This is a genomic window from Alistipes sp. An116 (genome assembly GCF_002161005.1).
GTDB classification, from domain to species: domain Bacteria; phylum Bacteroidota; class Bacteroidia; order Bacteroidales; family Rikenellaceae; genus Alistipes; species Alistipes megaguti.
Genome location: NZ_NFLR01000016.1, coordinates 1 through 22,711 on the forward strand (window position 1 = coordinate 1; position 22,711 = coordinate 22,711).

Below are 22,711 nucleotides of genomic sequence, written 5' to 3' on the forward strand. Positions count from 1 at the left end.
CCCTCCGGCCGGCCGCCCCCTCCCGAAGCCAAAACAGCCCGTCTGTACATACAGACGGGCTGTTCTTTTGTAACGCCGTTTCTTGTCCACCGTTTTCCGGTGCGACATTTTCTCTATGCTTGTTCTCGCGCTTCCTCGTTTTTCTTGCTCCGGCGACTCCGCCTCCCCCCCCCTTACTTTCGACCGCTACTCCACGAAGAGGGCCTTGGGAAGCTGGTCGATGCTGCTGATTCGGACGACCTCGATCCCCTTGGGATGTTTGGTTCCCTTGGGCAGATAGGCCGAGACGACGATGCGTCGGAATCCGAGCCGTGCGGCCTCGCTGATACGCTGTTCCGTGCGGGGGGCGGGACGCACCTCCCCCGAGAGGCCGATTTCGCCGGCGCAGCAGACCCCGTCGGCCACGGGGCGATCGTAGTAGGAGGAGATGACGGCGGCCACGACGGCCAGATCGAGCCCCGGATCGGCGACCTTGAATCCTCCGGCGAAGTTTAGGAAGACATCCTTCTGGAACATCTTCATGCCGACCCTTTTTTCGAGTACGGCCAACAGCATGTTCATCCGCCGGGCGTCGTAACCGGTCGACGAGCGCTGCGGGGTGCCGTAGGCGGCGCCGCTGACCAGGGCCTGCACCTCGATCAGATAGGGTCTTACGCCGTCGGCCGAAGCCCCGACGGCAATTCCCGACAGCGGCTCTTCGTAGTGGGTCAGCAGAATTTCCGAGGGGTTGTCGACGCCGCGCAGCCCCTCTTCGAGCATTTCGAAGACGCCGATTTCGAACGTGGCTCCGAAACGGTTCTTGATGCCGCGCAGGATGCGGTAGACGTTGTTGCTGTCGCCCTCGAACTGCAGGACGACATCGACGATGTGTTCGAGGATCTTGGGACCGGCGATGGCACCGTCCTTGGTGATGTGTCCGATGATGAAGATCGATGTACCGGTCGTTTTGGCATACTTGAGCAGCGAGGCGGCGCACTCGCGGATCTGCGAGACGCTGCCGGCCGAGGAGTCGAGCACCTCGGTATAGATGGTCTGAATCGAGTCGATGATGACCAGATCGGGCTTCTGCTCGGCCATCTGCGCGATGATGTTCTCCAACAGCGTTTCGGGATAGATCAGACACTCGTCGTTTCCGACGCCGATCCGCTGGGCGCGCATCTTGATCTGTTCGGCCGACTCCTCGCCCGAGACGTAGAGGGTCTTCAGCCCGTTTGCCGCCAGGGCGATCTGCAGCGAGAGGGTTGACTTTCCGATTCCGGGCTCACCGCCGAGCAGGATCAGCGAACCGGGAACCATTCCGCCGCCCAGTACGCGGTTGACCTCCGGGTTTCCGAGATCGATCCGGCGGTGTTCGCTTTCGCGGATGTCGCGCACGCGCTGGGGCTTCGTCGCAGGGAGCGGACCGGCCACGGCTGCGGCCACCGGACCGCTTTCGCGGGCGATGATCTCCTCGGTGAAAGTGTTCCATTCGCCGCACGAGGGGCATTTCCCGAGCCATTTCGGGGCTTCGAAGCCGCAGTTTTTGCAGAAGTAGGCTTTTTTGACCTTGGCAGCCATCGTGGTATCAGTTTGAAGGGGTCGAGGTGTATTCCTGTCGGACGACCTTGGTCAGGCCGGCCGAGGGGTAACGCTGCTGGTAGATCTCGGTCAGATCGACCGTCAGCAGGACCTTGTATTTGCCGTCCGTATCGCGGTACGAGGAGATCGTGCAGGCGTAGTTGTCTTCCAGGAAGAAGAGGTTGATCTCCGAGGCTCCGGGCTCCTTGAAGAAGGCGCCCTGGACGGTTCCGGCCTCGGAGGCGGTGTCGACCGTCAGCGGTCCGCGGTTGTAGCGGGTGAAGTCGAGCACGTAGCGTCCGCCGACCTGTACCGGGGCTTCGGCCAGCACCTCGGCCTGGATCTGTGCCACCAGCGGATCGACCGGTTCTTCCGTACCTTCGCCCTCTCCCGTTCCGGTGTCCGAACCCGAGCCGGAGCCCGTACCTGTTCCGGTCTCCGTCCCGTCGGTTCCCGTTCCGCTGCCGGTTCCGTCATTGCCACCCGTTTCGGTTCCCTCGCCGGTCGAGGGTTCTTCGGGCGTCGGTTCACTCTCGGGACGGGTGACCTGAGCCTCGATGCGCACAATGGGGTAGGAGATCGAGTAGAAGACCTCCGAATTGTCGCTGCAGCCGTTTGCCAGCGGGAGCGCGGCCAGCAGCAGGGCTGTTATGACTGTGTGTTTCATAATCCGAGCTCCTGATCGATCAGAATGACGAGAATACGCCCTGCGGGGTAGCAACGCAGCATCTCCATGCGGGTGTTGCAGATACGGTCCGGGGAGTTGCAGTCCATGCAGACGCCGGTTTTGGCACACGGGGTTCGGAATCCCGGATGGCGGGCGATGTTCTGCGGGGCGGCGATGCGGCGGATGCGCTCTTCGGCCTCCTCGCGATTGGCGACGATCTTGTTGCGGCCTGCGACGAGGATCACCTTGCGGGGGCCGAACGCCACGGGAGCGATGCGGTTTCCGACCATGTCGAGCCAGTGGAGCGTCCCCTCCTCGGTCACGGCGTTGATGCCCGTGATGAAGAGGTCGGACATCAGGGCCTGACGGCGTATTTCGAGGCGTTCCGGACGCGGCATGTCGGGGTTGAATCCGTCGAGCAGCGTCCAGTCGCCGTTATCGCGCAGCCAGTCGATGATTCCGGTTTTGCGCATGGTCTTCGAGTCGCCGAACGAGACGATCTTCGGCGCTTCGGCCTCGACGACGGCCTTGATCCGATCGAAGGCCTCCTGTGTGTTTTCGACGACGGCGGTTTCGAAATGGTGGCGGCGGAGCGCTTCGGCGCAGGTGTTGAGCTTTTCAGTCGTCATGTTTCTCGAGTTTGCGTTTTACGACGGCGGGGTTTCCGGCCGCCAGCGAGTCATCGGGTATGTCGTGTGTCACGACGCTTCCGGCGGCGATGATGCAGCGGTCGCCGATCGTGACCCCCGGGCAGACGATCACGCCGCTGCCCAGCCAGCAGTCGTTGCCGATGCGGACGGGTTTTCCCGTTTCGACGGGTTTGCGGCGTTCCAGATAGTCGATCGGGTGGTGAGGCGTCAGGAGCTGGCAGTTGGGGCCGATGAGCGTGTGGTTGCCGATCGTGATGCCGCCGCCGTCGAGGAACGTGCAGTTGAAGTTGATGACGACGCCTTCGCCGACGGAGATCCGGAACCCGAAGTCGCAGCGAAACGGCGTGATCAGGTAGCTCGTGTCGGGGAATCCGGGGATCAGTTCGCGCAGGGCGGAGCGATAGGCCGCGAAATCCCGGTACCGGACCGTATTGAGCTTCTCGAGCCGCTCGTGGGCCTGCAGGTTGAGTTCCATGGCTTCCGGGTCGCTGTAGTCGTACAGCTCGCCGCGCATCATCTTTTCGACTTCGGTCATATTTGCGGAGCTATTTGATGAAGAATCGGTAGATATCGTTGCCGTTGGCGTAGAGCAGCAGCATGAGGATGATGACCAGTCCGACATACTGGGCGGCCTCGAGGACCTTGTCGCTGACCTTTCGCCGGGTGATCATCTCCCAGAAGGTGAAGATGGCGTGACCGCCGTCCAGACCGGGGATGGGGATGATGTTCATCACGGCGAGGATGATCGAGAGGAATGCGGTCTTGAGCCAGAAGTCCTGCCAGTCCCACGACGAGGGGAAGATGCTTCCGATGGCGAGGAACCCTCCCAGCTCCTCGTACATCTTGGTTTTGGGCTTCACGATCATCTTCAGCTGCTGCCAGTAGGAGGAGATGACCTCTCCGGTTTTGTGGAATCCGGCGGGGATAGCCTGCCAGAAGGTGTACTTTTGGGTGCGGAGGGTGTACCCTTCGCGGATGACTCCGAGCGTACCCTCCTGGGAGACCGGGACGGCGAAGGCGGGCAGCGCGACGCCCTGCCGCACGACGTGCAGCCGGACCGAATCGCCGGCATGCGACTGGATGTACTCGCGGAAGGCGGGATATTCGACGCCGGCCAGTTCGTCGATTCCGACGATCTCGTCGCCCGGGCGGAGCATGGCCACCGTCGGAGCCACGACGCTGTCGATGACGAACGGCTGACGCGGGACGAGCAGTCCTTCGTAGCCCTTGTTCTGGCGCATGGCGATCAGTTCGTTGAGCGGGAGGGTGAGTTCGACCTGCTCTCCGTTGCGCTCAACGACGATCTTTCGGTCGGCGTCGACGATGACCATGGCGTTGAGGATGTCGAGGAAGTCGTCGATCGGCTGGCCGTCGACGGTCAGGATTCGGTCACCGTCCTGGAAGCCGAGCCGGTGTCCGGCCTCGTTGAAGTTGTAGCCCCACTTGACGTCCTCGTTCGAGAGGTAGGTCGTGCCCCAGGTGTAGCTGATTCCGATGTAGATGGCCACGGCGAGCAGGAGGTTCATCACCACGCCGGCGATCATGACCAGGAAGCGTTGCCAGGCGGGTTTGGCGCGGAACTCCCAGGGCTGTACGGCCTGACTCTGATAACCCTTGTCCATCGACTCGTCGATCATGCCGGCGATTTTGCAGTAACCGCCCAGCGGGAGCCAGCCCATGCCGTACTCGGTGTTTCCGCGGCGGAACTTGAAGAGCGAGAAACCGATGTCGAAGAAGATGTAGAACTTTTCGACGCGGATCCGGAATACGCGGGCCATGATGAAGTGCCCGAACTCATGGATTCCAACCAGGATCGTGAAGCAGAGGAAGAACTGAATGATTTTGATGAGTATGTCCATTCTTGTTTGGTATTTTTCCGGGTGAAGGGTTTAGCCCCGCCGGGCGGGGGTTGTATCGACGCCGAGGAACCGGGCGGCCAGCTGCCGGGCTTCTCTGTCGGCCTCGGCCAGGTCCCCGAGCGAGGGACGGGCCGTGAACGCGGCCTTGTCGAGCGTGTGTTCGATCGTTCGCACGATGTCGAGCCACGAGCACTGCCGGGCGAGGAATGCGGCCACGGCCACCTCGTTGGCTCCGTTCATCGTGCAGGGGGCCGTTCCGCCGCGGCGCAGACATTCGTAGGCGATTCCCAGCGCAGGATATTTTTCGCCGTCGACCGGGCCGAACGAGAGCTGGGGATGGTCCGCGAAGCTGAATCGGGCGTCGGGACGCGTGGCGCGGTCGGGGAACATCAGCGCGAAGCTGATCGGCATGCGCATGTCGGGTTCACCGAGCTGGGCCTTGATGGCTCCGTCCTCGAATTCGACCATCGAGTGGACGATCGACTGGGGGTGCATCACCACCGCGATGCGTTCGGGCGGGGTTCCGAACAGCCAGTGGGCCTCGATGACCTCGAAACCCTTGTTGACGAGCGTCGAGGAGTCGATCGTGATCTTGGCACCCATGTGCCACTGGGGGTGGTGGAGGGCCTGCTCGACGGTGACCGAGGCCAGCTCTTCGCGCTTCAGGTCGCGGAATGCGCCTCCGCTGCAGGTGATGAGGAGCCTGCGCACCGGCGCGTGTTCGCCCAGCAGACACTGGAAGATGGCCGAATGTTCCGAATCAATGGGCAGGATCGGGGCCTTGTGTTCGCGGGCCAGGGGCATGACGCACGCACCGCCGACCACGAGCGACTCCTTGTTGGCCAGAGCGAGCTTTTTGCCGGCGCTGACGGCGGCCACCGTAGGCGCGAGGCCGGCATATCCGACCAGGGCGTTGACCACCACGTCGGAATCGCCTCCGGCGGCTACCTGAGCCACGGCCTCCTCGCCGGCATAGATCTTCGTGTCGGTATCGGCGAGGGCCTCGCACAGCGGCGAGTAGTATTGTTTGTCTGCGATGACCACCGTATCGGCGTCGAATTCGCGGGCCTGACGGGCGAGTTGTTCCCAGTTGCGGTGGGCTGAAAGGATCCTCACTTCGAAGCGGTCGGGGTTTTCACGGGCGATGTCGAGGGTCTGCACACCGATCGAGCCGGTGGATCCGAGGATGGCGAGGCGTTGTTTCATGGGCAGGGTCAGAAGACGATGTATCTTTCGGGATCGACGGGTTTCCCGTTGTTCCAGAGTTCGAATTCGAAGAGTTTGACCTCTCCGTTTTCGGCTTCGGCATTGTACCCGATCTGTTCGCCGACGCGGACGGTCTGACCCGTAGCGACGAGCGACTGGGAGAGGTTCCGGTAGATCGAGAGGAGGTTAGCGGCGTGCTGGATGACGATCGTGTATCCGTTGTCGGGGGACCAGAGGCTCTGGACGACGGTTCCGTTGTCGACGGCGGCGATGCGGTCGGCGGCAGCGGCGGCGATCTTGACGCCGTATCGGTTCTCCTTCAGATCGAAGTGTTCGGTGATGATACCCTCGACGGGCGAGGCGAGTTCGATGGCCTCACGGACCTGTCGGCGCGAGCCGTTCTCCTGGCCCGAGAGGGCATAGGGGCCGCTTCCCTCCATTTCGGCGCGCAGGATCGAATCCTCGCGCGAGGGGACGACGAGCACCTTGGAGATGCGCGACGAATCGGAGGAGGCGAGGACGCGTGATACGGGTGTCCGGCCCTCCATGATCAGGGCGATGTTTTCGTTGTAGGTCATCATGTCGTTCATGACGCGCTCCATCGAATCGAGTCGGATGATGTTCTGGATGAGGCTTTCGCGCGAGCGGTCGGCCTCGGTGCGGTATCCGGGGAGGAACTCCAGCACGGGGGTGTAAGCCACCAGCGAGAGGGTGATGATGAAGAGCATGAGCAGGAATGCGATCAATCCGGCGAAGATGCTGGCCGGCGAGAGGTGCATGTGCCACTCTTCGGAGAGGTCCGTGGCGTTGAGCATGTTGAATCTTCGTTTGCGGAAGAATCCGTGCCACCAGGCCTTTATTTTTTTCAACCAGTTCATAGACGGGGTCGGTTAAGTCGTAGCCGGGCCGGGGTCGTCAGCCGGGGCGGAGGTCCGCACGGTGGGGCGGGGAGTCCTGCAGCGGGGGCCGGCCGGGTTTATCTTTGCAAAGATAGCACAAGCGACCGGGACTGCCAAATTTATTTGAGTCTTCGTCCTCGTCCCGAGGCCCCGAGGTGTTTGAATAGCGGAAAAAAGTTGGCAATTCGCGCTTAAAGTGTTAACTTTGTAATTCGTTGAGAACAAAACGTCAAAAGCACGATAAAATTATGGTAAAACCCACATTATTGGTACTCGCCGCGGGCATGGGATCCCGCTACGGGTCGCTCAAGCAGATGGACGGAGTCGGTCCGAACAACGAAGCGATCATCGACTATTCGATCTACGATGCCATCCGGGCCGGATTCGGCAAGGTGGTCTTCGTCATCCGCCACTCCTTTGCCAAGGAGTTCCAGGAGATTTTTTCGGCCGACCGGTTTGGCGGGCGCATTGCCGTGGAGTTTGTTTTCCAGGAGTTGGACTACCTGCCCGAGGGGCTGACCGTTCCCGAGGGGCGCGTGAAGCCGTGGGGGACGAACCATGCGGTGATGATGGCGGCCGATGCGATCCACGAGCCGTTTGCGGTGATCAACGCCGACGATTTCTACGGAGCCGAGGCATACCAGACCATCGGCGAATACCTTTCGCAGCTCGACGGCAGCAAGGACCGCTACTGCATGGTGGCCTACGATCTGAACAGGACGCTGTCGGCGAACGGCACGGTTTCGCGCGGGGTCTGCGGCGTGGATAAGGACGGCAACCTCTCGTCGATGGTCGAGCGGACGCAGATCGAGCGGATGCCCGACGGGAAGATCGTCTTCCACGACGGCGGAGCCGACGAGGAACTGGCCGAGGATACGCCGGTTTCGATGAACCTGTTTGGCTTCACGCCGGACTATTTCGACCACACGAAGGCCTATTTCCGAACCTGGTACGAGGCCAACCGAGACAATATCAAGGCGGAGTTCTACATTCCGACGATGGTCAACAAACTGATCGGTGACGGGACGTCGACGCTTCGCGTGCTGCGTTCGGCCGCCCAGTGGCACGGCGTGACCTACAAGGAGGACAAACCGGCGCTGATGGCCGCCATCGAGAAGATGATCTCGGAGGGCAAATACCCGCGCAACCTCTGGAAATAACCTTCCGAGGAAGGAGGGGGGGGGAAAAATTAAGATGAGGAGAGCCCGAAAGGGCGAAAGAACCGTCGGGCGTACGGCCTGACGCAATCCTCTCCGGCGAAGATGGAGCCGCATTCCTGTTTCAGCAGGGATGCGGCTCCGTTTTTTTCGTGCCGGGCGGACTCGGTGAACCTACTCTTCCTGCCAGACGACGTGTGCCGGCACCTCGACGTGGTCGCACTCCGCAAAGCGGAAGAAGAGCTCCGGATCGAACTGTGCGGGATAGTCCGTCGTGCGGATGATGCGGTTGTTGTCGGCGAATCGGAACCCGTCGACGCAGTAGAGGTTGACGATGCGGGGGTCGAAGACGCGGAAGGTGTTCCCCTCGACGCGGATGTTGCGGTGGTATCGGCTCGCCGCGCGATCCGGGATTCCGCTGCCGACGGCGATGCAGGCTGCGCCCCAGCCCAGACTGCCGTAGTTTCCGTTTTCGAAACGGTTGTTCCGGATCGTGACGTCGCGCACGCCGGACTGTTCGAACCAGAAGTTGCCGTCCCCCTCGAAGAGGATCGAGGCGCCGGCGATGTGGAAGTAGTTCTCCTCGATGACCACCTTCCCGCGCGAACCGATCAACAGCCCGCGGGCGCGGTTTCCGGACATCCGGCATCCCCGGATCAGCACGTCGGGACCGGCCTCGTCGGCGGCGATCAGATGGCCCGTTCGGATCGAGTCGGGGAGGGGTTCGGTGAAGGTCACCTCCGTGAACTCCTTGTTGAGGCGTTGCACCTGCCCGACTGTGCGACGGGCATAGGTCATCAGCGAGCGGTTGTCTACCACCTCGACCTGCATGCCCTCGCGGAGGAAGTCGACGCCGTACTGCCCGCTGTGGGCGAGCCGGAGCCGGAGTGTTTTCGGGCCGATGCATCTGACGACGGGCATGTAGATTCCGTGGATGTTTGTGGCGTCGTCCTTCTGGTTGAGGAACGTGCAGTCGAGCAGGCGGATCTTCCCCGAGCAGTTGGCGAAGTGGGTGGCGTCGGCCGTGATGCTGATCATGCGGCCGGGAGCGGGGACGACACGCAGTCTTTCGAGGGTGATGTCGCTGCACCGCTGGGCGATGACGCCCATTCCGCCGCAGTGGTGGATCGTGACGTCGTGGATCTCAACGACCTGCGAATCGGAGAGGACGAATCCGGGATTGAGCCGTCGTGCGGCGCCGAAGACGAGCGTATTTCCGGGCGTGGCCTTCAGATCGGGGCGGAAGATGCGGATCCGACCGTCTGCACGGCGCTCGGCGGGAATGGTGTGAGCCGGGAGCCAGTAGTCGTCGACGTGGAAGGCGGGTTCGCGGCGTCGGGCGTCGAACTCCAGCAGACTGGAGTAGGGGTACGAGCGACCTTCGTCGTCGAGCAACCGCAGACAGCCGTCCGAGAGGTCGCAGCGATACGTTGCCGGGAACTCCAGATCGAGCCAGCCGGGGCCGGCGGCACGGACCGTGGCTTCGGAGTGGAACGTGCGGGTGAAGTCGATTTCGAGGTTGCGGATCCGGACGTTTCGACAATGTTCGAGGCTGAACGGCGAGACGAAACCCGTGAAGAGGAGCCTTGTTCCGGCGCCTTCGACGGTGAAGTTCTCGAATCCGTCCAGATCGAAGGCGATGCGCTTGAGCCCTTCGTCGTTGTTGCTGATGAACTGATACTTTTCGACGAGCAGATCTTCCCGGATGCGGAGTTCGCCGCCGGGGAGGATGAGCCGTCGGGCATGGGTCGAGGCACAGTGTGCCAGGGCGCGGCGGATGGCGGGTCCGGCGTCGAGACTGTCGGCCCGGGGATCGAGAAAGTCGCTCAGACGGACGTCGCCGCCGGAGGCCGACGTCCGGCAGGCCGAGAGGATCACAGCGGCCCCAAGGAGCAGTACGCGGAGGAGAGATTTCATGATCGGACGTGTATTACGGATGTTGCGGGAGACGGATCTGCAGGGTCTCTGTCTGACGGATCCGGAAGGTTCGGGCCGGCTGCCCGGCCACTGCGAGGCGGAGCGAGAGGTGGTCGTTGTCGATGCGTTCGACCTCCAGATCGAAGTCGTTTCCGAAGGCGCGGATGTGCCGCAGAACCATCCGTTTCCAGCCCGAAGGCATCGAGGGGGTGCATTCGAAGGTCCGCAATCCGGTGGGTCGGATGCCGAACAGCCCTTCGGTCACGACGCGGCAGAAGAGTCCGCTTTCGGCGGCCAGATGGCGTTGCGAACCCTCGGGCCACGCCTCGATGGGATAGGGGACATGGTCGCCGGTCAGCCGGCGGCGGGCGTATCGGGCGAGGACGTCCGTGGCGCGGTCGGCCTCTCCGGCGATGTAGATGCCCCTCAGGGCGTAGAGCGTCGAGCGGTCCCAGAAGGTCGAGCTTCCCTGTTCGGTGAGCAGGCCGTCGGGCGTCATGAGCTCTTTGCCGAGCAGGGCGCTGACGGTCCCCCGACTGCGGTTTTTCAGTCCGGCGATCAGCGGCATGCAGATCCACGAACGGAGTTTCGTGCAGCCGTCGAAGTAGCGGTAGGTCTCATACCCGCCCACCGTAGCGCCGAAGTGGCGGTCGATGGCTTCGGCCAACCGGTCGGCCTGATGCGCATATTGCCGCAGCCGGGCGGCGGGGCGCTTGAGTTCGCGTCCGAGATAGACGGCCGAACGCAGGGCGTCGTAGTAGAGCGTCGAGGTGCAGAGGTTGGCCTCACCGGCCGGGAAGCGGCCTTCGAGTTCGTCGGTATCGGAGGCGACGACTCCCTGCGGGGTCAGTTTGCGGCGGCAGTACTCGAGACACCACTCGATGAGGGGCCACAACTCTTCGGCCTCGCTTTTCGAACCGCGGGCCAGGGCGTATCGGGCGGCACCGTAGGCGATCATGGCGGCATCGCCGCGATCTCCGGCGCCGTTCCAGATGTCGCGGCCCTCGGCGATGATCGAGCTGGGCAGCGGTCGGTATTCGGGGTTCATGAATCGGGCGAAGTGGCGGAAGGCATTCAGTGCCGATTCGTCCGCGATTTCGTAGCCGAGCATCGGGAAGAAGGGGTTGACATATTCGGCCTGATCGTTGGCCCAGATGGCGGCATAGTAGCACTCGCCGCCGGGGGCATGCATGTAACCGCCGGCGGTTTTGATGATGCTTTCGGTCGATCGGATCTTGGCGAAGCGGAATTCGCGGTCGATGACCGGATCGGGAGTTTCGAGCACGAGGTTGTGCGTCACCTCATTGATGAAGGCCTTCCGGGCGGCGAGTTCCGCACCGACGTCTGTCGGCTGGAGGGATTCGCCGACGCGGCAGGCGCGGAAGAGCGTCTCGACGAGGGTCGAATCCCCGGGCTGGAGACTTCTTACCCCGGGATCGGCGATCTCGGCCCGGATGAGGTAGCTGCCCGTCATACCGCGATGAGCCGGCGTGACGAACTCCTGCGTGAACTCCGGGACGGAGATTTCGAGGGGTTTTGGCCCGATGTTGCGGAGCAGGTAACGTTCGCAGAGGGCGGGTTGCGTAGGCGAGGGGAAGATCGTGCGCTCCATGGCGAGCACCGGGGCGGGGTTTTCGACCTCGTCGTATCCGGCCCCGACGCCGTTGAAGCTCCACAGGCTTTGCACGCGGAGCATGCCGTCGAAGAGCATCTTCTCGACACGTTCGAACTGCAGGGCCGAGGCGTTGAACCCCACGGCCGAGGTGTTGACGGCCAGCAGCGAGGGGATGTCGGTTGCCACGCGGCACATCAGGCTGGCGTGCGTGTCGTCGGGTTTGACGCGCAGCAGCGGGAAGACGAGCGACCGTTCGACGTGGAAGGCCCCCCGTTCATCGACCGCCCAGCGGAGGACAGCGGAGATCTGCTCGCCGGTCATTTCCAGATGGTCCTTGTGGGGGATATCGCCCTGGGGCTGCCAGACGATACCACCCTGGGGATCGAGCGTCCAGCGTTGAGCGGCGGCCGGCAGGGCGAGCAGAGCTGCCGCAAGTGAGAACAACAGTTTTCGGGTCATTGGTTTTTCCGTGTTTTATGGGTGATTCGATGGCGGATTGCGCCGCCGGCCGGAAGGTCCCGGCGGAACGACCCCTCGCCGCGATGGCCTGGAGGCGTCAGTCGATCCAGCGGCCGACGAACTCCCCGACGCGCCGCGTGTACTCCTTCGGATCTTCGAGATAGGCGGCGCCGTGGTCGACTCCGGGGAGTACCCAGAGCACCTTTTCTCCGGATTTGGCCTCGTAGAGGCGGTAGACCATCTCCACGGGGACGACCGAATCCCGATCGCCGTGGATGAACATCATCGGCACGCGGCTTCGGCCTACGGCCTCGAGGGGCGACGCCTCCCGGAAACTCCATCCGTAGAGGATTCGGCACCAGAGGTCCGAGAGCTGGAAGAGCGGAAAGCGTGGGATGCGCGACTGCTTGCCCCAGGCATCGTGGAAGATGTCGTAGGTCGAGGTGTATCCGCAGTCCTCGACGGCGCAGCGGACCGATGCCGGGAGCGACTCTTCGCCGCAGACGATCATCGTGGCGGCGGCCCCCATCGAGATGCCGTGAACGACCACCCGCGCCTTGGGGCCGAAGAGCGAGTCGGCCGTCCGGATCCAGTCGAGCACCTCGCCGCGTTCGGTCCATCCCATGCTCACGGCCCGGGGCTGGCTTTTGCCGTGGCCGCGCAGGTCGGGCATCAGGACGTTGTAGCCCAGATCGTGGTTGTAGAGATATCCGATCATGAACATGGCCTCGGCGGCCCCTTCGTATCCGTGCAGCAGCACGGCGGTGCGGGGTGTCGGCTGCGGGGCCCGGAGCCAGAGGGCGTGGAGCTGTTCGCCGCGGGCGTTGGGGCGGTAGATGTCGTGCAGCCGGTCGTTTTGGCGGATGCTGTCGATCCATCCCACGACGTGGGGATACTGCTCCTCGAGCCAGTGGATGTCGTTCATCCTGTCGGGGTTGAGCGTCCGGTAGCAGAAGTAGCCGCTTCCGCCCACCAGCGCGGCCAGGAGCAGGCCGACGATTACGGCTGCCGTGACGATGATTCTTTTTCTACTCTTTTTCATAGGTGAGATCTTTCGGTTTCATGTGGAAGGTTTTGACGTCGGGCTTGTCGTACCCGACATAGCGGTTTCCGGCGATGAGGACATCCCGGCACCCGTCGAGTCGGAATGATTCGCGCTGAGCGGCCGATGACGGGAAGTCGGAGGTCTGCTCGATGCGGTTGTCGACGAACTGCAGATGACCGACCGCACGGGCGTGGATGAGAGGCCGGTCGTAGGTCCGGATGCGGTTGTCGTGAATCCGGATGCGGTCGTGGTAGACGGGCGACGTCTCCGAGTCGGGACGGAAGGAGGGGGTGATGCTGATGACGGCTTCGCCCCACCCGGTGCCGCCGTTGTTCGAGGCCGAGGTGCCGCAGTTGTCGAAGAGGTTGTTGCGGATCTCCATGTCGCGCACGGCTCCCGATTCGAACCAGTAGTTGACGTCGCCCTCGATGAGGATGGCCGTTCCGGCGGTTTCGAAGCGATTGTCGAAGACCTCGACCCGCCCGGGTGAGGTGAGCAGAATGCCGCGGGCGCGGTTTGCGCGGCCGAACCGGCAGTTGTGGATCCTGATGTCGGGCGTCCACGAGGCGTTTTCGACGAAGTCGCCGCACGCGAACTCCCCGTCGAGCGGCCGATCGAGTTCGATCTCCAGCTGCTGTCCCTTGCGGCCGACAATCCGCGTGATGCGCCGGGACTCCCCGCGGGCAACCGTCAGCCTGTGGACGGGCCAGATTTCGTCACCGACGCCGAAGACCTTGTCGGCCGGGAACCGGTCGCCTTCGAGCCGGAGTCTCCGCCGCTGCTTCGAGATACCGGCCACGCGGATGTAGACGCCGTGGATGTTGAGTGCGTCGTCGCCCTGACCGTCGAACCGGCAGCCGTCGAGTTCGATCATCCCGCGGCAGGAGGTGAAGTGCAGGGCGTCGGCCACACAGCTGAAACAGCGCCCTTCGGCGCGGTTCGGCCGGGTGGAAACCTCCCGCAGGAGGAGTCCCTCGCAGCGCAGGGCATAGACCCCCATGCCGGGGGCATGGAACAGATCGATCCGTTCGAGACGGGTGTTGCGGCAGCTGCCCAGCGTTATGGCCGGCGCCAGATAGCGACCGTGATAGAGGGCGATCCGGGTTCCGACGGGCAGTTTGCGGTCGACGCGGCCGAAGAAGCGCACCGTGTCGGGCGCCACCTCACGGACCTCGCCGCGGAAGAGCGCATTGCGTTCCGAGAGCGGATAGTCACGCGTCCCGTAGAGGACCGCGCCGCTCCTCGGATCGTAGGCCGTGGAGTAGCTTTCGGGATCGACCTCCCGGACCCAACCGTCTCCGAGGAAGCGGATCCGTCCCCGCTCGATGCGGTAGGGGTAGCGAGCCCGGTCGATAGCCAGATCGACCTGCCCGTCGCCGATAGCCGTGATCGTGGCCTGCGTGATGTAGGGGCGCTGCCAGTCGAGCGAGAAGTTGCACAAGGTGAGGTTCCGGCACTCCTCGGCGGCGAAGAGCGTGAGGCGGCCGTGGCCGATGAAGCGGGCACCGCCGCCGTCGATCACCAGATTCTGCAGCCCGCAGAGACGGGCGGCGACACTGGCCCGGTCGTCCTGCCCCCGGGGAGCGTGGAAATCGTAGCGTCCCTCTTCGAAACGGAGCACCGTGGGGCGGCCGCTCCGTGCGATGGCGGCGATGGCGCGGCGCAGGGCCCCGGTGGCATCTTCGCCCGTATCGGGGCGGAGTCCGAACTCGCTGATGCGGACCGTGTCGCGCACCGCCGTGCCGGCTGAATCCGGGGCCTGCATGCCGTTCCCGGACTTGTCTTCGGCGATCTGCGCTTCGGAGAGTGCGCCCTCGGAGATGACGATACCCGGCGAGGCCGGGACCCGACAGGTCCCGACCAGCGCCCCGACAATCGCAGTCCCGACGACGGCCGGCAAGAGGTATCGACTAATTTTCATAGAAATAGGGGTTTGGATTTTCGGTTACGGGAGGCATTCCGTCTCCCTGCAGATGGCGTTCGGGGCAGTCGACCAGACTGATCGACGCATCCTTTTTCCAGGCCGAGAAGTCGTTGTCCTGAATCGTGATGCTGCGGCAGCTCTGGGCGTCGATGACCGACAGCCCTTTGAAACGGGGCTCGAAACGTCGCGAGTCGACGAAGCGGTTCGATCGGATGACCATCGAATCGACCGACAGGGCATAGATTACCTGGTTGTCGAACGTCTCGACGAGATTACCCTCGAAGCGGATACAGCCGTGATAGGGTTTTCGGCCGGCGCGGGCCCGGTGCGGGATGACGGGATCGATCTGCAGGACGGCCTGGGGCGAAACGCCGCCTGTTGCCATCGTGCCGAAGCGGTTGTTTCGGATGACGATGTGCTGCGTGCGGCCCGATTCGAACCAGTAGTTGGCGTCGCCGCAGATGCGTATGCCGGCCATCATCGACGAGAGGTCGCAATCTTCGATGCAGACGTCACCCGGGGTTGAGATCAGCAGGCTGCGGGCGCGGTTGTACCGGACCGTGCAACCCGAGATGCGGACGCGGGTGTCGAACGTGGGGTTCGCCACGGCCAGCTGTATCGAGTCGGGGATGTTCCCGAGGTCGAACGAGGTCTGGATCGAGTAGTAGTTTTCGTTGACGCAGTCGATCTTCGCGACCTTTCCGACGCCGACTACGGAGAGGTCGGCGCGGTCGACGAAGACGAGCGAATCGCCCTCTTCGGCGAAGTCGTATCCCTCCTGCTGGAAGTGTCCGAAGCTGGCTCCGAAACGGTGGCCGGAGAGTCGGTCCACGATCTTCATGTAGGCGCCGTGGATGTTCGTGGCGTCGTCGAGCATGCTTTCGAACCGGCAGTCGCGAAGTTCGATGCGCCCCGAGCACCCGACGAAGTGGGTTGCGTCGGCCGAGGCCGAGACCATCCGACCGCTTCCGGCGGGTACCTCGACGCAATACCTCGTGCAGACGACGTCGCGACAGCGTTCGGCAATCAGCGCCATTCCGCCCGAATCGTGGAGCGTCACGTCGCAGAGTTCGATCTTCGAACTGGCGTAGAGCGAGAATCCCGGATATCGGCGGTTGGTCGAATGGGGGCCCTTGTCCGTATAGACGCTGCCGACCGGAGGCAGCTCCCGGGCCGCATATCCGCTCAGCCGCACCAGCGAGTCGTTGAGCCGTTCGGCCTTCAGGGCGATGCTCGGGTTGTGTCCGTAGCGTTCGGCGTCGAAGTAGGGCGAACGGGTTTGGGGATCGAACAGGATGTTTTCGCCGAAGGGACTCTCCCAGTCGTATCCCGAGAACCGGGGCTCGCCGTCGCGGATCAGGAAGCGTTCCGGATCGAGCAGCCGCAGGGTGATGCTGCGCGTTGCGGGATCGTTGGCGACGACCCGCCCTTCGAAGATGAACGAGGCGTCGTATTCGACCGCGAAACGGCCGAACTGCACCTCGCTGCAGCGCTCTATGCGGAAGGGGACCATCGCACCGTGGAAGCGGAAACGGGTTCCGTCGCCCAGCCCCTCGATCCGTACGCGGTTCATCCCCTCGAGCAGGAAGGCGCAACGCTTGTATCCGTTGTCGTTGTTCGAGATGCAGAGGTACTTTCCGGCGGCCCGTTCGGGGAAGAAGTCGAAGCACCCCTCGCCGAACCGGATCGTGACCTCACCGTCGGGGTGGTTTTCGAGGATCTCGCGCACGACGGGGGTGAAGTCGCCGATGGCCGGATCGGCCTCGACGACGACCGTCTCCGGCTGCGTGACGCAGCCGGAAACGATCAGAGTCAGCAACAGAAGGAATTTTCTACCCGACATGCCCCTTATCAATAGAATACGACCTTTCTCCAGGCCAGCGAGCGCTGTCCGAGATCATTCATGTCGGCGGCGTAGTAGAGGCGTACGGCCTGCCCGCCGGTCAGATCACCCTCTTCGCTGATCAGATTGGGATACATGGCCTTCTCCTCGCCCAGGTCGAGTGACTTGGGGGCCTCCCAGACGATACCGTCGCTGCTCGTCGACAGACAGATGCGCTGGCTCCAGGAGTGGAAGACCATGACCCATTTGTTGAGGTAGTGGTTCCACATGACCGAGGGGTTTCCGCCGGCATAGGCGTCGAGGTTGGCGATCTTGAAGTTTTCGCCGCCGAGTTGCGACTGCCGTTTGCAGCCCTCGATGGTGAAATCCTCGCCGTCCCACTTTTTCCAGGTGCCGGCCGCACCGGCGGGGTCGGTCGAGCGGGCCATCGTGATCATGTAGTTTCCGGGGTCGTTGCAGTATCCCGAGTAGTAGCAGATCCAGGCGCCGAGCGCCTCGTTCCAGACCACGCAGCCGTCGCCCAGACCGTATGAAACGCCCTGTCCGGCAGGGTTTTCGGGTTTGGGGTCCGTACCGGCGAGGATCCGGCTTCCCTTCTCCCAGGTCAGGCCGTTGTCCCGGGAGTAGGTGACACCGATGGACTTGTAGGCGGAGTTGGACCCGGTCCAGTGGCTTTCGGCGTGGAAGAATCCGGCCAGACGGCCGTCCGGGAGCTTGTGAACGCCGATGAACCAGGCACCGCCGTCGTAGAAGCCGTCGACGGGCTCGAGATCCTTTCCGAAGACCTCCATCTCCGCGCTCAGGGCGTTGACATTTTCCTCGAGCCAGGGCGAGTCGGAGGTTTGCCTCAGGGAGTTGTCGGCCGACCAGTAGAGGGTGAACCGTCCCGAATCGTCGTACTTGCCCACGGAGATCTTTCCGTCGAGCCAGAACGAGTAGCGGGGGATGTCGGGCTGTTGTTCACAGACGACGCGGTCGCTGACGACGAACGAGCCGAAGTCGATGTAGTCGTCGAAGTTGAAGTCCTTGTCGAACTCGTAGGGTTTCGAACTGGAGGAGTTGTCGTAGGCGTGCGCGAGATCGAGGTCCCGGTCGCAGGCTGCAGCCGCGAGCATCAGCACGGCTCCGGCCGTATATAAAGCGAATTTTTTCATGATAACGTCGTATTAGCAACCGGTGCGGTTATTTCCAGAGGGGGTTCTGTTCGATCTTTCCGTTCGAGGCGTCGATGACGTCCTGCGGAATGGGGAAGAAGAGGTGTTTGGGCTGGAAGTTCTGGGCCTGGGAGGTGGCGGCGCTCGAGTACTTGGCTAACTTTTTCACGCCCTCCTCGAGTTTGCCGAATCGAACCAGGTCATACCAGCGCTGGCCTTCGAAGCAGAGTTCGAAGCTGCGTTCCGCGAGCAGGGCCTCGCCGAACTCGTCGCCGCTCATCATCTTGAGATCGACCTCCGGATCGGGGGTGTGGATATCGACCCCGAAGCCGCGGCGCCGCACCTGATTGACATATTCGAGGGCCTGATCCGAGGGTGCTCCGTGAGCGCGCCATACGGCCTCGGCATACATCAGCAGCACGTCGGCATAGCGGATGATGGGGAAGTTGATCGGGTTGGCCCAGTTGGCCCAACCGGCACCGCGGCCCTCTTCGGTCAGGGCGTGGCGGAACTTGTAGGCGTAGTAGATGGGCTCGGCGCTGAGATCCTCCTTGACCAGATTCTGGTTGTCGTCGTAGACATACTTGAAGCGGGCGATGTTGTCGCGGCGGAGGTCCTTGGGGTCGAACGTTTCGTAGAACTCCTGGGTGCTCCACACGGCGGTCCAGTAGAGGTTGTTGGGGGTCTGGACGCCGTCGGTGGTTCCGACCTGTCCGCCGTAGGTGGTCGTACCGTTGTTGGCGAACTCGACGTCGAAGAGGTACTCCGAGCTGTATTCGTTCGAGGCGTCGAAGAGGCTGAAGTAGTCCGTCACGAGGGCGAATCGTCCGCTCTGGATCACGTCCAGGAGTTCGGTTTCGGCCAGTGCGGCGGCATTGGGGTCCTGCAGGGGCTGGCCGGCCATCTGCAGATAGACCTTGCCGAGCATGGCCTTTGCGGCGTAGTAGTGCGCGCGGCCGTTGGCATTCGAGACGGGGAGTTTGGCGATGGCCTGCTTCAGGTCGCTGACGATCTGTTCGTAGACCTGGGCGATCGAGGCCTTTTCGGTGCGGACCATCTCCAGATCGGTGACCTCATGGTTGATGATGGGCACCTCGCCGAAGAGCCGTACCAGGTGGAAGTAGTAGAAGGCGCGCAGGAAGTAGGCCTCGCCGAGGATTCGGTTTTTCTCGCTTTCGTTGCCGATGTCGGTGTTCGTCAGCCGGTCGATGATGACGCAGGCGCGCTGAATGCCGCGATACTGGACATACCACGTACGGGAGATGTATCGGTGCGAGGGGGTGTAGGTGTAGTTGCAGAGTTCGGTTTCGTTGCCGTCGATGTTGTTCGGGATGATCATCTCGTCGGTACCGACGCGTCCGAGGATCAGGAACCCCTGGAAATAGGAGCCGTAACGGTCCCCGTTGGCCCACTCTGCGGAGAGCAGCATGTTGTAGACGCCCGTCAGACCGAGATCGAACTCTTCGGCCGTTTTGTAGAAGTTGGAGGTGGCGACGGTGCTTTCGAGCGGGACTTCGAGGAAGTCGCTGCAGGAGACCGTCGTGGCGCCGGCGGCCAGGACGAGCGAGACCCCGCCGACGATGGAGTATGCTGAATGAATGAGATTTTTCATGATACGGATCGTTTTATTGGAACAGGATGTTGAGACCGACGGTGAAGGTGCGCGGGCGGGGGAAGCAGCCGTAATCGAACCCTGAGGTGAGGATGTTGCTCATGCTTCCGGATCCCTGTTTGGAGTATACTTCGGGGTCATATCCCGAGTATCGGGTCAGGACGAAGAGGTTTTCGGCGGCGACATAGAACTTGATGGTTCCGATGTGGCTGTTGGGGCCGAACCACTTGTGGGGACAGGTGTATGCGATGCGTGCCGAGCGCAGTCGGAGGAACGAGGCATCCTCGACGAATGCCGAGCAGACCTGGTTGTTGGTCATCCGGGCGTACTGCGTGCTGGAGAGGTTCTGAGGAGACCATCGCTCCTCGAAGAAGGCCATCTGGTTGTTCGTGGTGCCGGAGAATGCGGCCAGCTGGTTGTAGTTTGCGTTGTAGACATCGCCGCCCCAGGAGTATTGGAACGAGAGGTTGAGATCGAGGTTCTTCCAGGAGAAGTTCGTGCCGAAAGCGCCGTAGAAGTCGGGCGAGGAGTTTCCGATGACGGTGCGGTCGTCGGAGGTGATCTTGCCGTCCTTGTAGAGATCGGCGAAGCGCATGGATCCGGGCTCCTCGGCGCCGGTTTCGACTGCTACGCCGGGTTTGGGGGTGATACCGTCGATTTCGAAGTCGTTCAGGCCGTATACGCCCTCGGTGACATATCCGTAGATGTCTCCGATCTGGCCGCCCTCCTGGAGGATCACGGCGTTCTGGCCGCCCAGACAGGTGACACCCAGCAGAATGGGGGCTCCGCCCTGCCCCAGTTCAAGGATTTTGGTTTTGTTGAGTGCGAAATTTGCGAAGAAGTCCCATTTGAAGTTCCGGTGGTTGACGAGCTGGGCGTTGAGGCTCAGCTCGACACCACGGTTTCGCATGCGGCCGATGTTCTGCCAGGCCTTGTCGAATCCGACGATGTTGATGACCGGCGCCTCGAGCAGCAGATCCCGGGTGACCTTGTCGTAGAAGTCGGCGGTGAAGCGCAGCCGGTCGTTCCACAGACCGATCTCCAGACCGGCATTCACCTCGCGGGTAGTCTCCCACGAAAGGTCCTCGTTGGCGATCGACATCGACGACTGGCCGATGGATTCGATGTTACCGAAGGAGTAGTTTGTGCCGTAGAGCTGAGAGTAGGAGCCGGCCGTGGGGACGTTCGAGTTGCCGACCTCGCCCAGACTCAGCCGCAGTTTGAGGGTGCTGACGGTGTTTTGGTTCTGCATGAACTTTTCGCTGTCGATGTTCCAGGCCAGGGCACCGGAGAGGAACGTACCCCACTTGTTGTTGATGAAGCGCGAGGTAGCGTCGCGGCGGACGGTGAAGGTGGCGATGTATCGGTTGTCGTACGAGTAGTTCAGACGGCCGATGAGCGAGACATACCGGATCTGCTCCTTGCTCGAGAAGACGTTGAAGACCTTGGCCATCTGGGCGTTGTTCGATCCGAGATCCTCGTATTCGTACTGAGTTGTTTCGCTGCGGTCGTAGAAGGTGGTGTAGCCCTGTTCGGTCATGCCGACCAGCACGTTGAGGCGGTGTTTTCCGAAGACGGGTTTCCAGGTGAGGGTATTTTCGTTGATCCAGCTGCCGGACTCGGAGCTTCCGATGATGCCCTGTCCCTTGTAGAAGTATCCGCGGGGAGTCGACGTGGGGTAGAACTGCCGGTCCTTGAGCGAGTAGTTGTCATAACCGGCCGTGACGCGCAGGGTGAGGTCCTTCAGGATGTCGGCTTCGAGATAGGCGTTGAGCATCATGCGGTTGATCCGCTTGGAGAGTTCGGTCTGGTTGGCGATGTTGACGGGGTTTCCGTGATAGCCGTCGATGTAGGAGTCGAGCGTGGACTGCGAGACTCCGGCACGGCGGAAGAAGGCCTGCGTGGTTTCGTCGAATTCGAAGGGCAGGGCGGTGAGCGCCGAGGTGATGATACCGGCGACCTGGGCGGTTCCTTCGCCGCCGGTGGGGACGCCGTCATCGACGATGCGGTTGTATCCGATGTCGACGCCCGTGCGGAGGAAGTCGGTGAAACGGTGGTCGATGGTGGCCTTCGCGGTGAGTTTCTGCCAGTTGGTGGAGATCAGCACCGACTTGTTCTGCATGTAGGATCCGGAGAAGAACATGCTGGTCTTGTCGCTGGAGTGTGACACCGAGAGCGAGTGGTTCTGGATGAATCCCGTACGGAAGATTTCGTCCTGCCAGTCACGCGACTGTACGTCCCCGATCTGACGGGGCAGCTGGGTGACGGGGTCGGTGAAGAGATGGTTGTTCGAGGGGTTCCGGTCGACCTGATAGGCGGCATACTGGCGGAAGTCCATCATGTCGTATCGGCGGTTCATCTGCTGGAAACCGAAGTAGGTGTTATACTGGATCTTGCCGCTGTCGCCGCGACCGCGCTTGGTGGTGATCAGGATGACGCCGTTCGCGCCGCGGTTTCCGTAGATGGCCGTAGCGGAGGCATCCTTGAGAACCTCGATCGAGGCGATGTCGTCGGGGTTGATCATCGAGAGGGAGGACATGCCGGTGTCGTAGCCGTCGATACCGCCGCCTGTGGAGGTGCTGACGTCGAACAGGGGGAATCCGTCGAGGACGATCAGCGGGGCGGTCGAGCCGGTGAGCGAGTTGGCTCCCCGGATGAGCATGTTGGACTCCGAGCCGGGTTTACCCGACGAGGAGTTGACCATCAGACCGGCCACGCCGCCTGCCAGGGCGTCATCGACCGAGAAGAGGACGCGGTTTTCGAAGGCATCGCCCTTGATCGAGGAGACGGCCCCGGTCATGTCCTTTTTGCGGAGCGAGCCGTAACCGACCACGACGACGTCGTCGATTTTCAGATCGGAGGGAGCGAGCGAGACGTCGATGCGCGTACGCTGTCCGACGGTTTCGCGGACGGAGTTGTACCCGAGGAAGCTGAATACGAGGACATCATTCGACGAGCGGACCTGGATACGGTAGGCGCCGCTGGCATCGGACGTTGCGCCGACGGTCGTGCCGTCGATGATCACCGAAGCGCCGGCGACGGGTTTGCCGTCCGAGGAGGTGATCGTGCCGCTGACGGAGGTTTGGGCCCGGAGCCCCGACACGACGAGCAGCAGGGCGGTCAATATGGGAACGAAACGTTTCATGG

16 protein-coding genes are annotated in these 22,711 nt (G+C 62.5%); 1 reads left to right on the forward strand and 15 read right to left on the reverse strand.

What is annotated here, in order from left to right:
- Positions 1 to 186 precede the first annotated feature (186 nt).
- From radA to B5E60_RS10375, 7 genes are read right to left on the reverse strand one after another with little or no spacing between them, the layout of a single operon-like run.
- Positions 187 to 1,557: a DNA repair protein RadA gene (gene radA, locus B5E60_RS10345; protein ID WP_087311426.1), complete on the reverse strand. Its 1,371-nt coding sequence runs from the start codon at positions 1,555 to 1,557 to the stop codon at positions 187 to 189.
- A gap of 7 nt (positions 1,558 to 1,564) precedes the next feature.
- Positions 1,565 to 2,224, reverse strand: a complete 660-nt coding sequence (locus tag B5E60_RS10350) for a hypothetical protein (RefSeq protein ID WP_143260739.1) — start codon at positions 2,222 to 2,224, stop codon at positions 1,565 to 1,567.
- Complete coding sequence (locus B5E60_RS10355; RefSeq protein ID WP_087311427.1) at positions 2,221 to 2,853, reverse strand: lactate utilization protein; 633 nt, start codon at positions 2,851 to 2,853, stop codon at positions 2,221 to 2,223. Before B5E60_RS10355 ends, B5E60_RS10350 begins: the two co-directional genes overlap by 4 nt.
- Positions 2,843 to 3,409, reverse strand: a complete 567-nt coding sequence (locus tag B5E60_RS10360) for a sugar O-acetyltransferase (RefSeq protein WP_087311428.1) — start codon at positions 3,407 to 3,409, stop codon at positions 2,843 to 2,845. Before B5E60_RS10360 ends, B5E60_RS10355 begins: the two co-directional genes overlap by 11 nt.
- 10 nt (positions 3,410 to 3,419) lie before the next feature.
- The gene (gene rseP / locus B5E60_RS10365) at positions 3,420 to 4,733 is read right to left on the reverse strand and encodes an RIP metalloprotease RseP (protein WP_087311429.1); all 1,314 of its coding nucleotides are present in this window, start codon (positions 4,731 to 4,733) and stop codon (positions 3,420 to 3,422) included.
- Between the two features lie 30 nt (positions 4,734 to 4,763).
- Positions 4,764 to 5,939 carry a 1-deoxy-D-xylulose-5-phosphate reductoisomerase gene (locus B5E60_RS10370; RefSeq protein ID WP_087311430.1) on the reverse strand — a complete coding sequence of 392 codons (1,176 nt, stop codon included), beginning with the start codon at positions 5,937 to 5,939 and terminating at the stop codon, positions 4,764 to 4,766.
- 8 nt (positions 5,940 to 5,947) lie between these two features.
- Complete coding sequence (locus B5E60_RS10375; protein WP_087311431.1) at positions 5,948 to 6,817, reverse strand: murein hydrolase activator EnvC family protein; 870 nt, start codon at positions 6,815 to 6,817, stop codon at positions 5,948 to 5,950.
- A 269-nt stretch (positions 6,818 to 7,086) separates the two neighbouring features.
- Here B5E60_RS10375 and B5E60_RS10380 point away from each other — a divergent pair, with 269 nt between their 5' ends.
- Positions 7,087 to 7,998, forward strand: a complete 912-nt coding sequence (locus B5E60_RS10380) for a nucleotidyltransferase family protein (RefSeq protein ID WP_197714869.1) — start codon at positions 7,087 to 7,089, stop codon at positions 7,996 to 7,998.
- A gap of 171 nt (positions 7,999 to 8,169) precedes the next feature.
- Here the strand turns inward: B5E60_RS10380 and B5E60_RS10385 are convergent, their stop codons facing one another.
- The 8 genes from B5E60_RS10385 to B5E60_RS10420 form a co-directional block, all read right to left on the reverse strand.
- The gene (locus B5E60_RS10385; RefSeq protein ID WP_087311433.1) at positions 8,170 to 9,912 is read right to left on the reverse strand and encodes a right-handed parallel beta-helix repeat-containing protein; all 1,743 of its coding nucleotides are present in this window, start codon (positions 9,910 to 9,912) and stop codon (positions 8,170 to 8,172) included.
- Positions 9,913 to 9,925: 13 nt separating this feature from the next.
- Positions 9,926 to 11,986, reverse strand: a complete 2,061-nt coding sequence (locus B5E60_RS10390) for a hypothetical protein (RefSeq protein WP_087311434.1) — start codon at positions 11,984 to 11,986, stop codon at positions 9,926 to 9,928.
- Between the two features lie 97 nt (positions 11,987 to 12,083).
- Complete coding sequence (locus B5E60_RS10395) at positions 12,084 to 13,028, reverse strand: alpha/beta hydrolase (protein ID WP_087311435.1); 945 nt, start codon at positions 13,026 to 13,028, stop codon at positions 12,084 to 12,086.
- A complete protein-coding gene (locus tag B5E60_RS10400; RefSeq protein WP_143260740.1) occupies positions 13,015 to 14,952 on the reverse strand; it encodes a hypothetical protein in 1,938 nt (645 codons plus the stop codon). The genes B5E60_RS10395 and B5E60_RS10400 overlap by 14 nt, the downstream gene beginning before the upstream one ends.
- Entirely contained in the window at positions 14,942 to 16,774 is a 1,833-nt protein-coding gene (locus B5E60_RS10405) for an alpha-1,3-galactosidase-related protein (RefSeq protein WP_087311437.1), read from the reverse strand. The genes B5E60_RS10400 and B5E60_RS10405 overlap by 11 nt, the downstream gene beginning before the upstream one ends.
- A gap of 32 nt (positions 16,775 to 16,806) precedes the next feature.
- Complete coding sequence (locus tag B5E60_RS10410) at positions 16,807 to 17,952, reverse strand: sialidase family protein (protein ID WP_087311438.1); 1,146 nt, start codon at positions 17,950 to 17,952, stop codon at positions 16,807 to 16,809.
- Positions 17,953 to 17,980: 28 nt separating this feature from the next.
- Positions 17,981 to 19,564 carry a RagB/SusD family nutrient uptake outer membrane protein gene (locus B5E60_RS10415; RefSeq protein WP_087311439.1) on the reverse strand — a complete coding sequence of 528 codons (1,584 nt, stop codon included), beginning with the start codon at positions 19,562 to 19,564 and terminating at the stop codon, positions 17,981 to 17,983.
- A 13-nt stretch (positions 19,565 to 19,577) separates the two neighbouring features.
- Complete coding sequence (locus B5E60_RS10420; RefSeq protein WP_087311440.1) at positions 19,578 to 22,709, reverse strand: SusC/RagA family TonB-linked outer membrane protein; 3,132 nt, start codon at positions 22,707 to 22,709, stop codon at positions 19,578 to 19,580.
- Between the last annotated feature and the right edge of the window lie 2 nt (positions 22,710 to 22,711).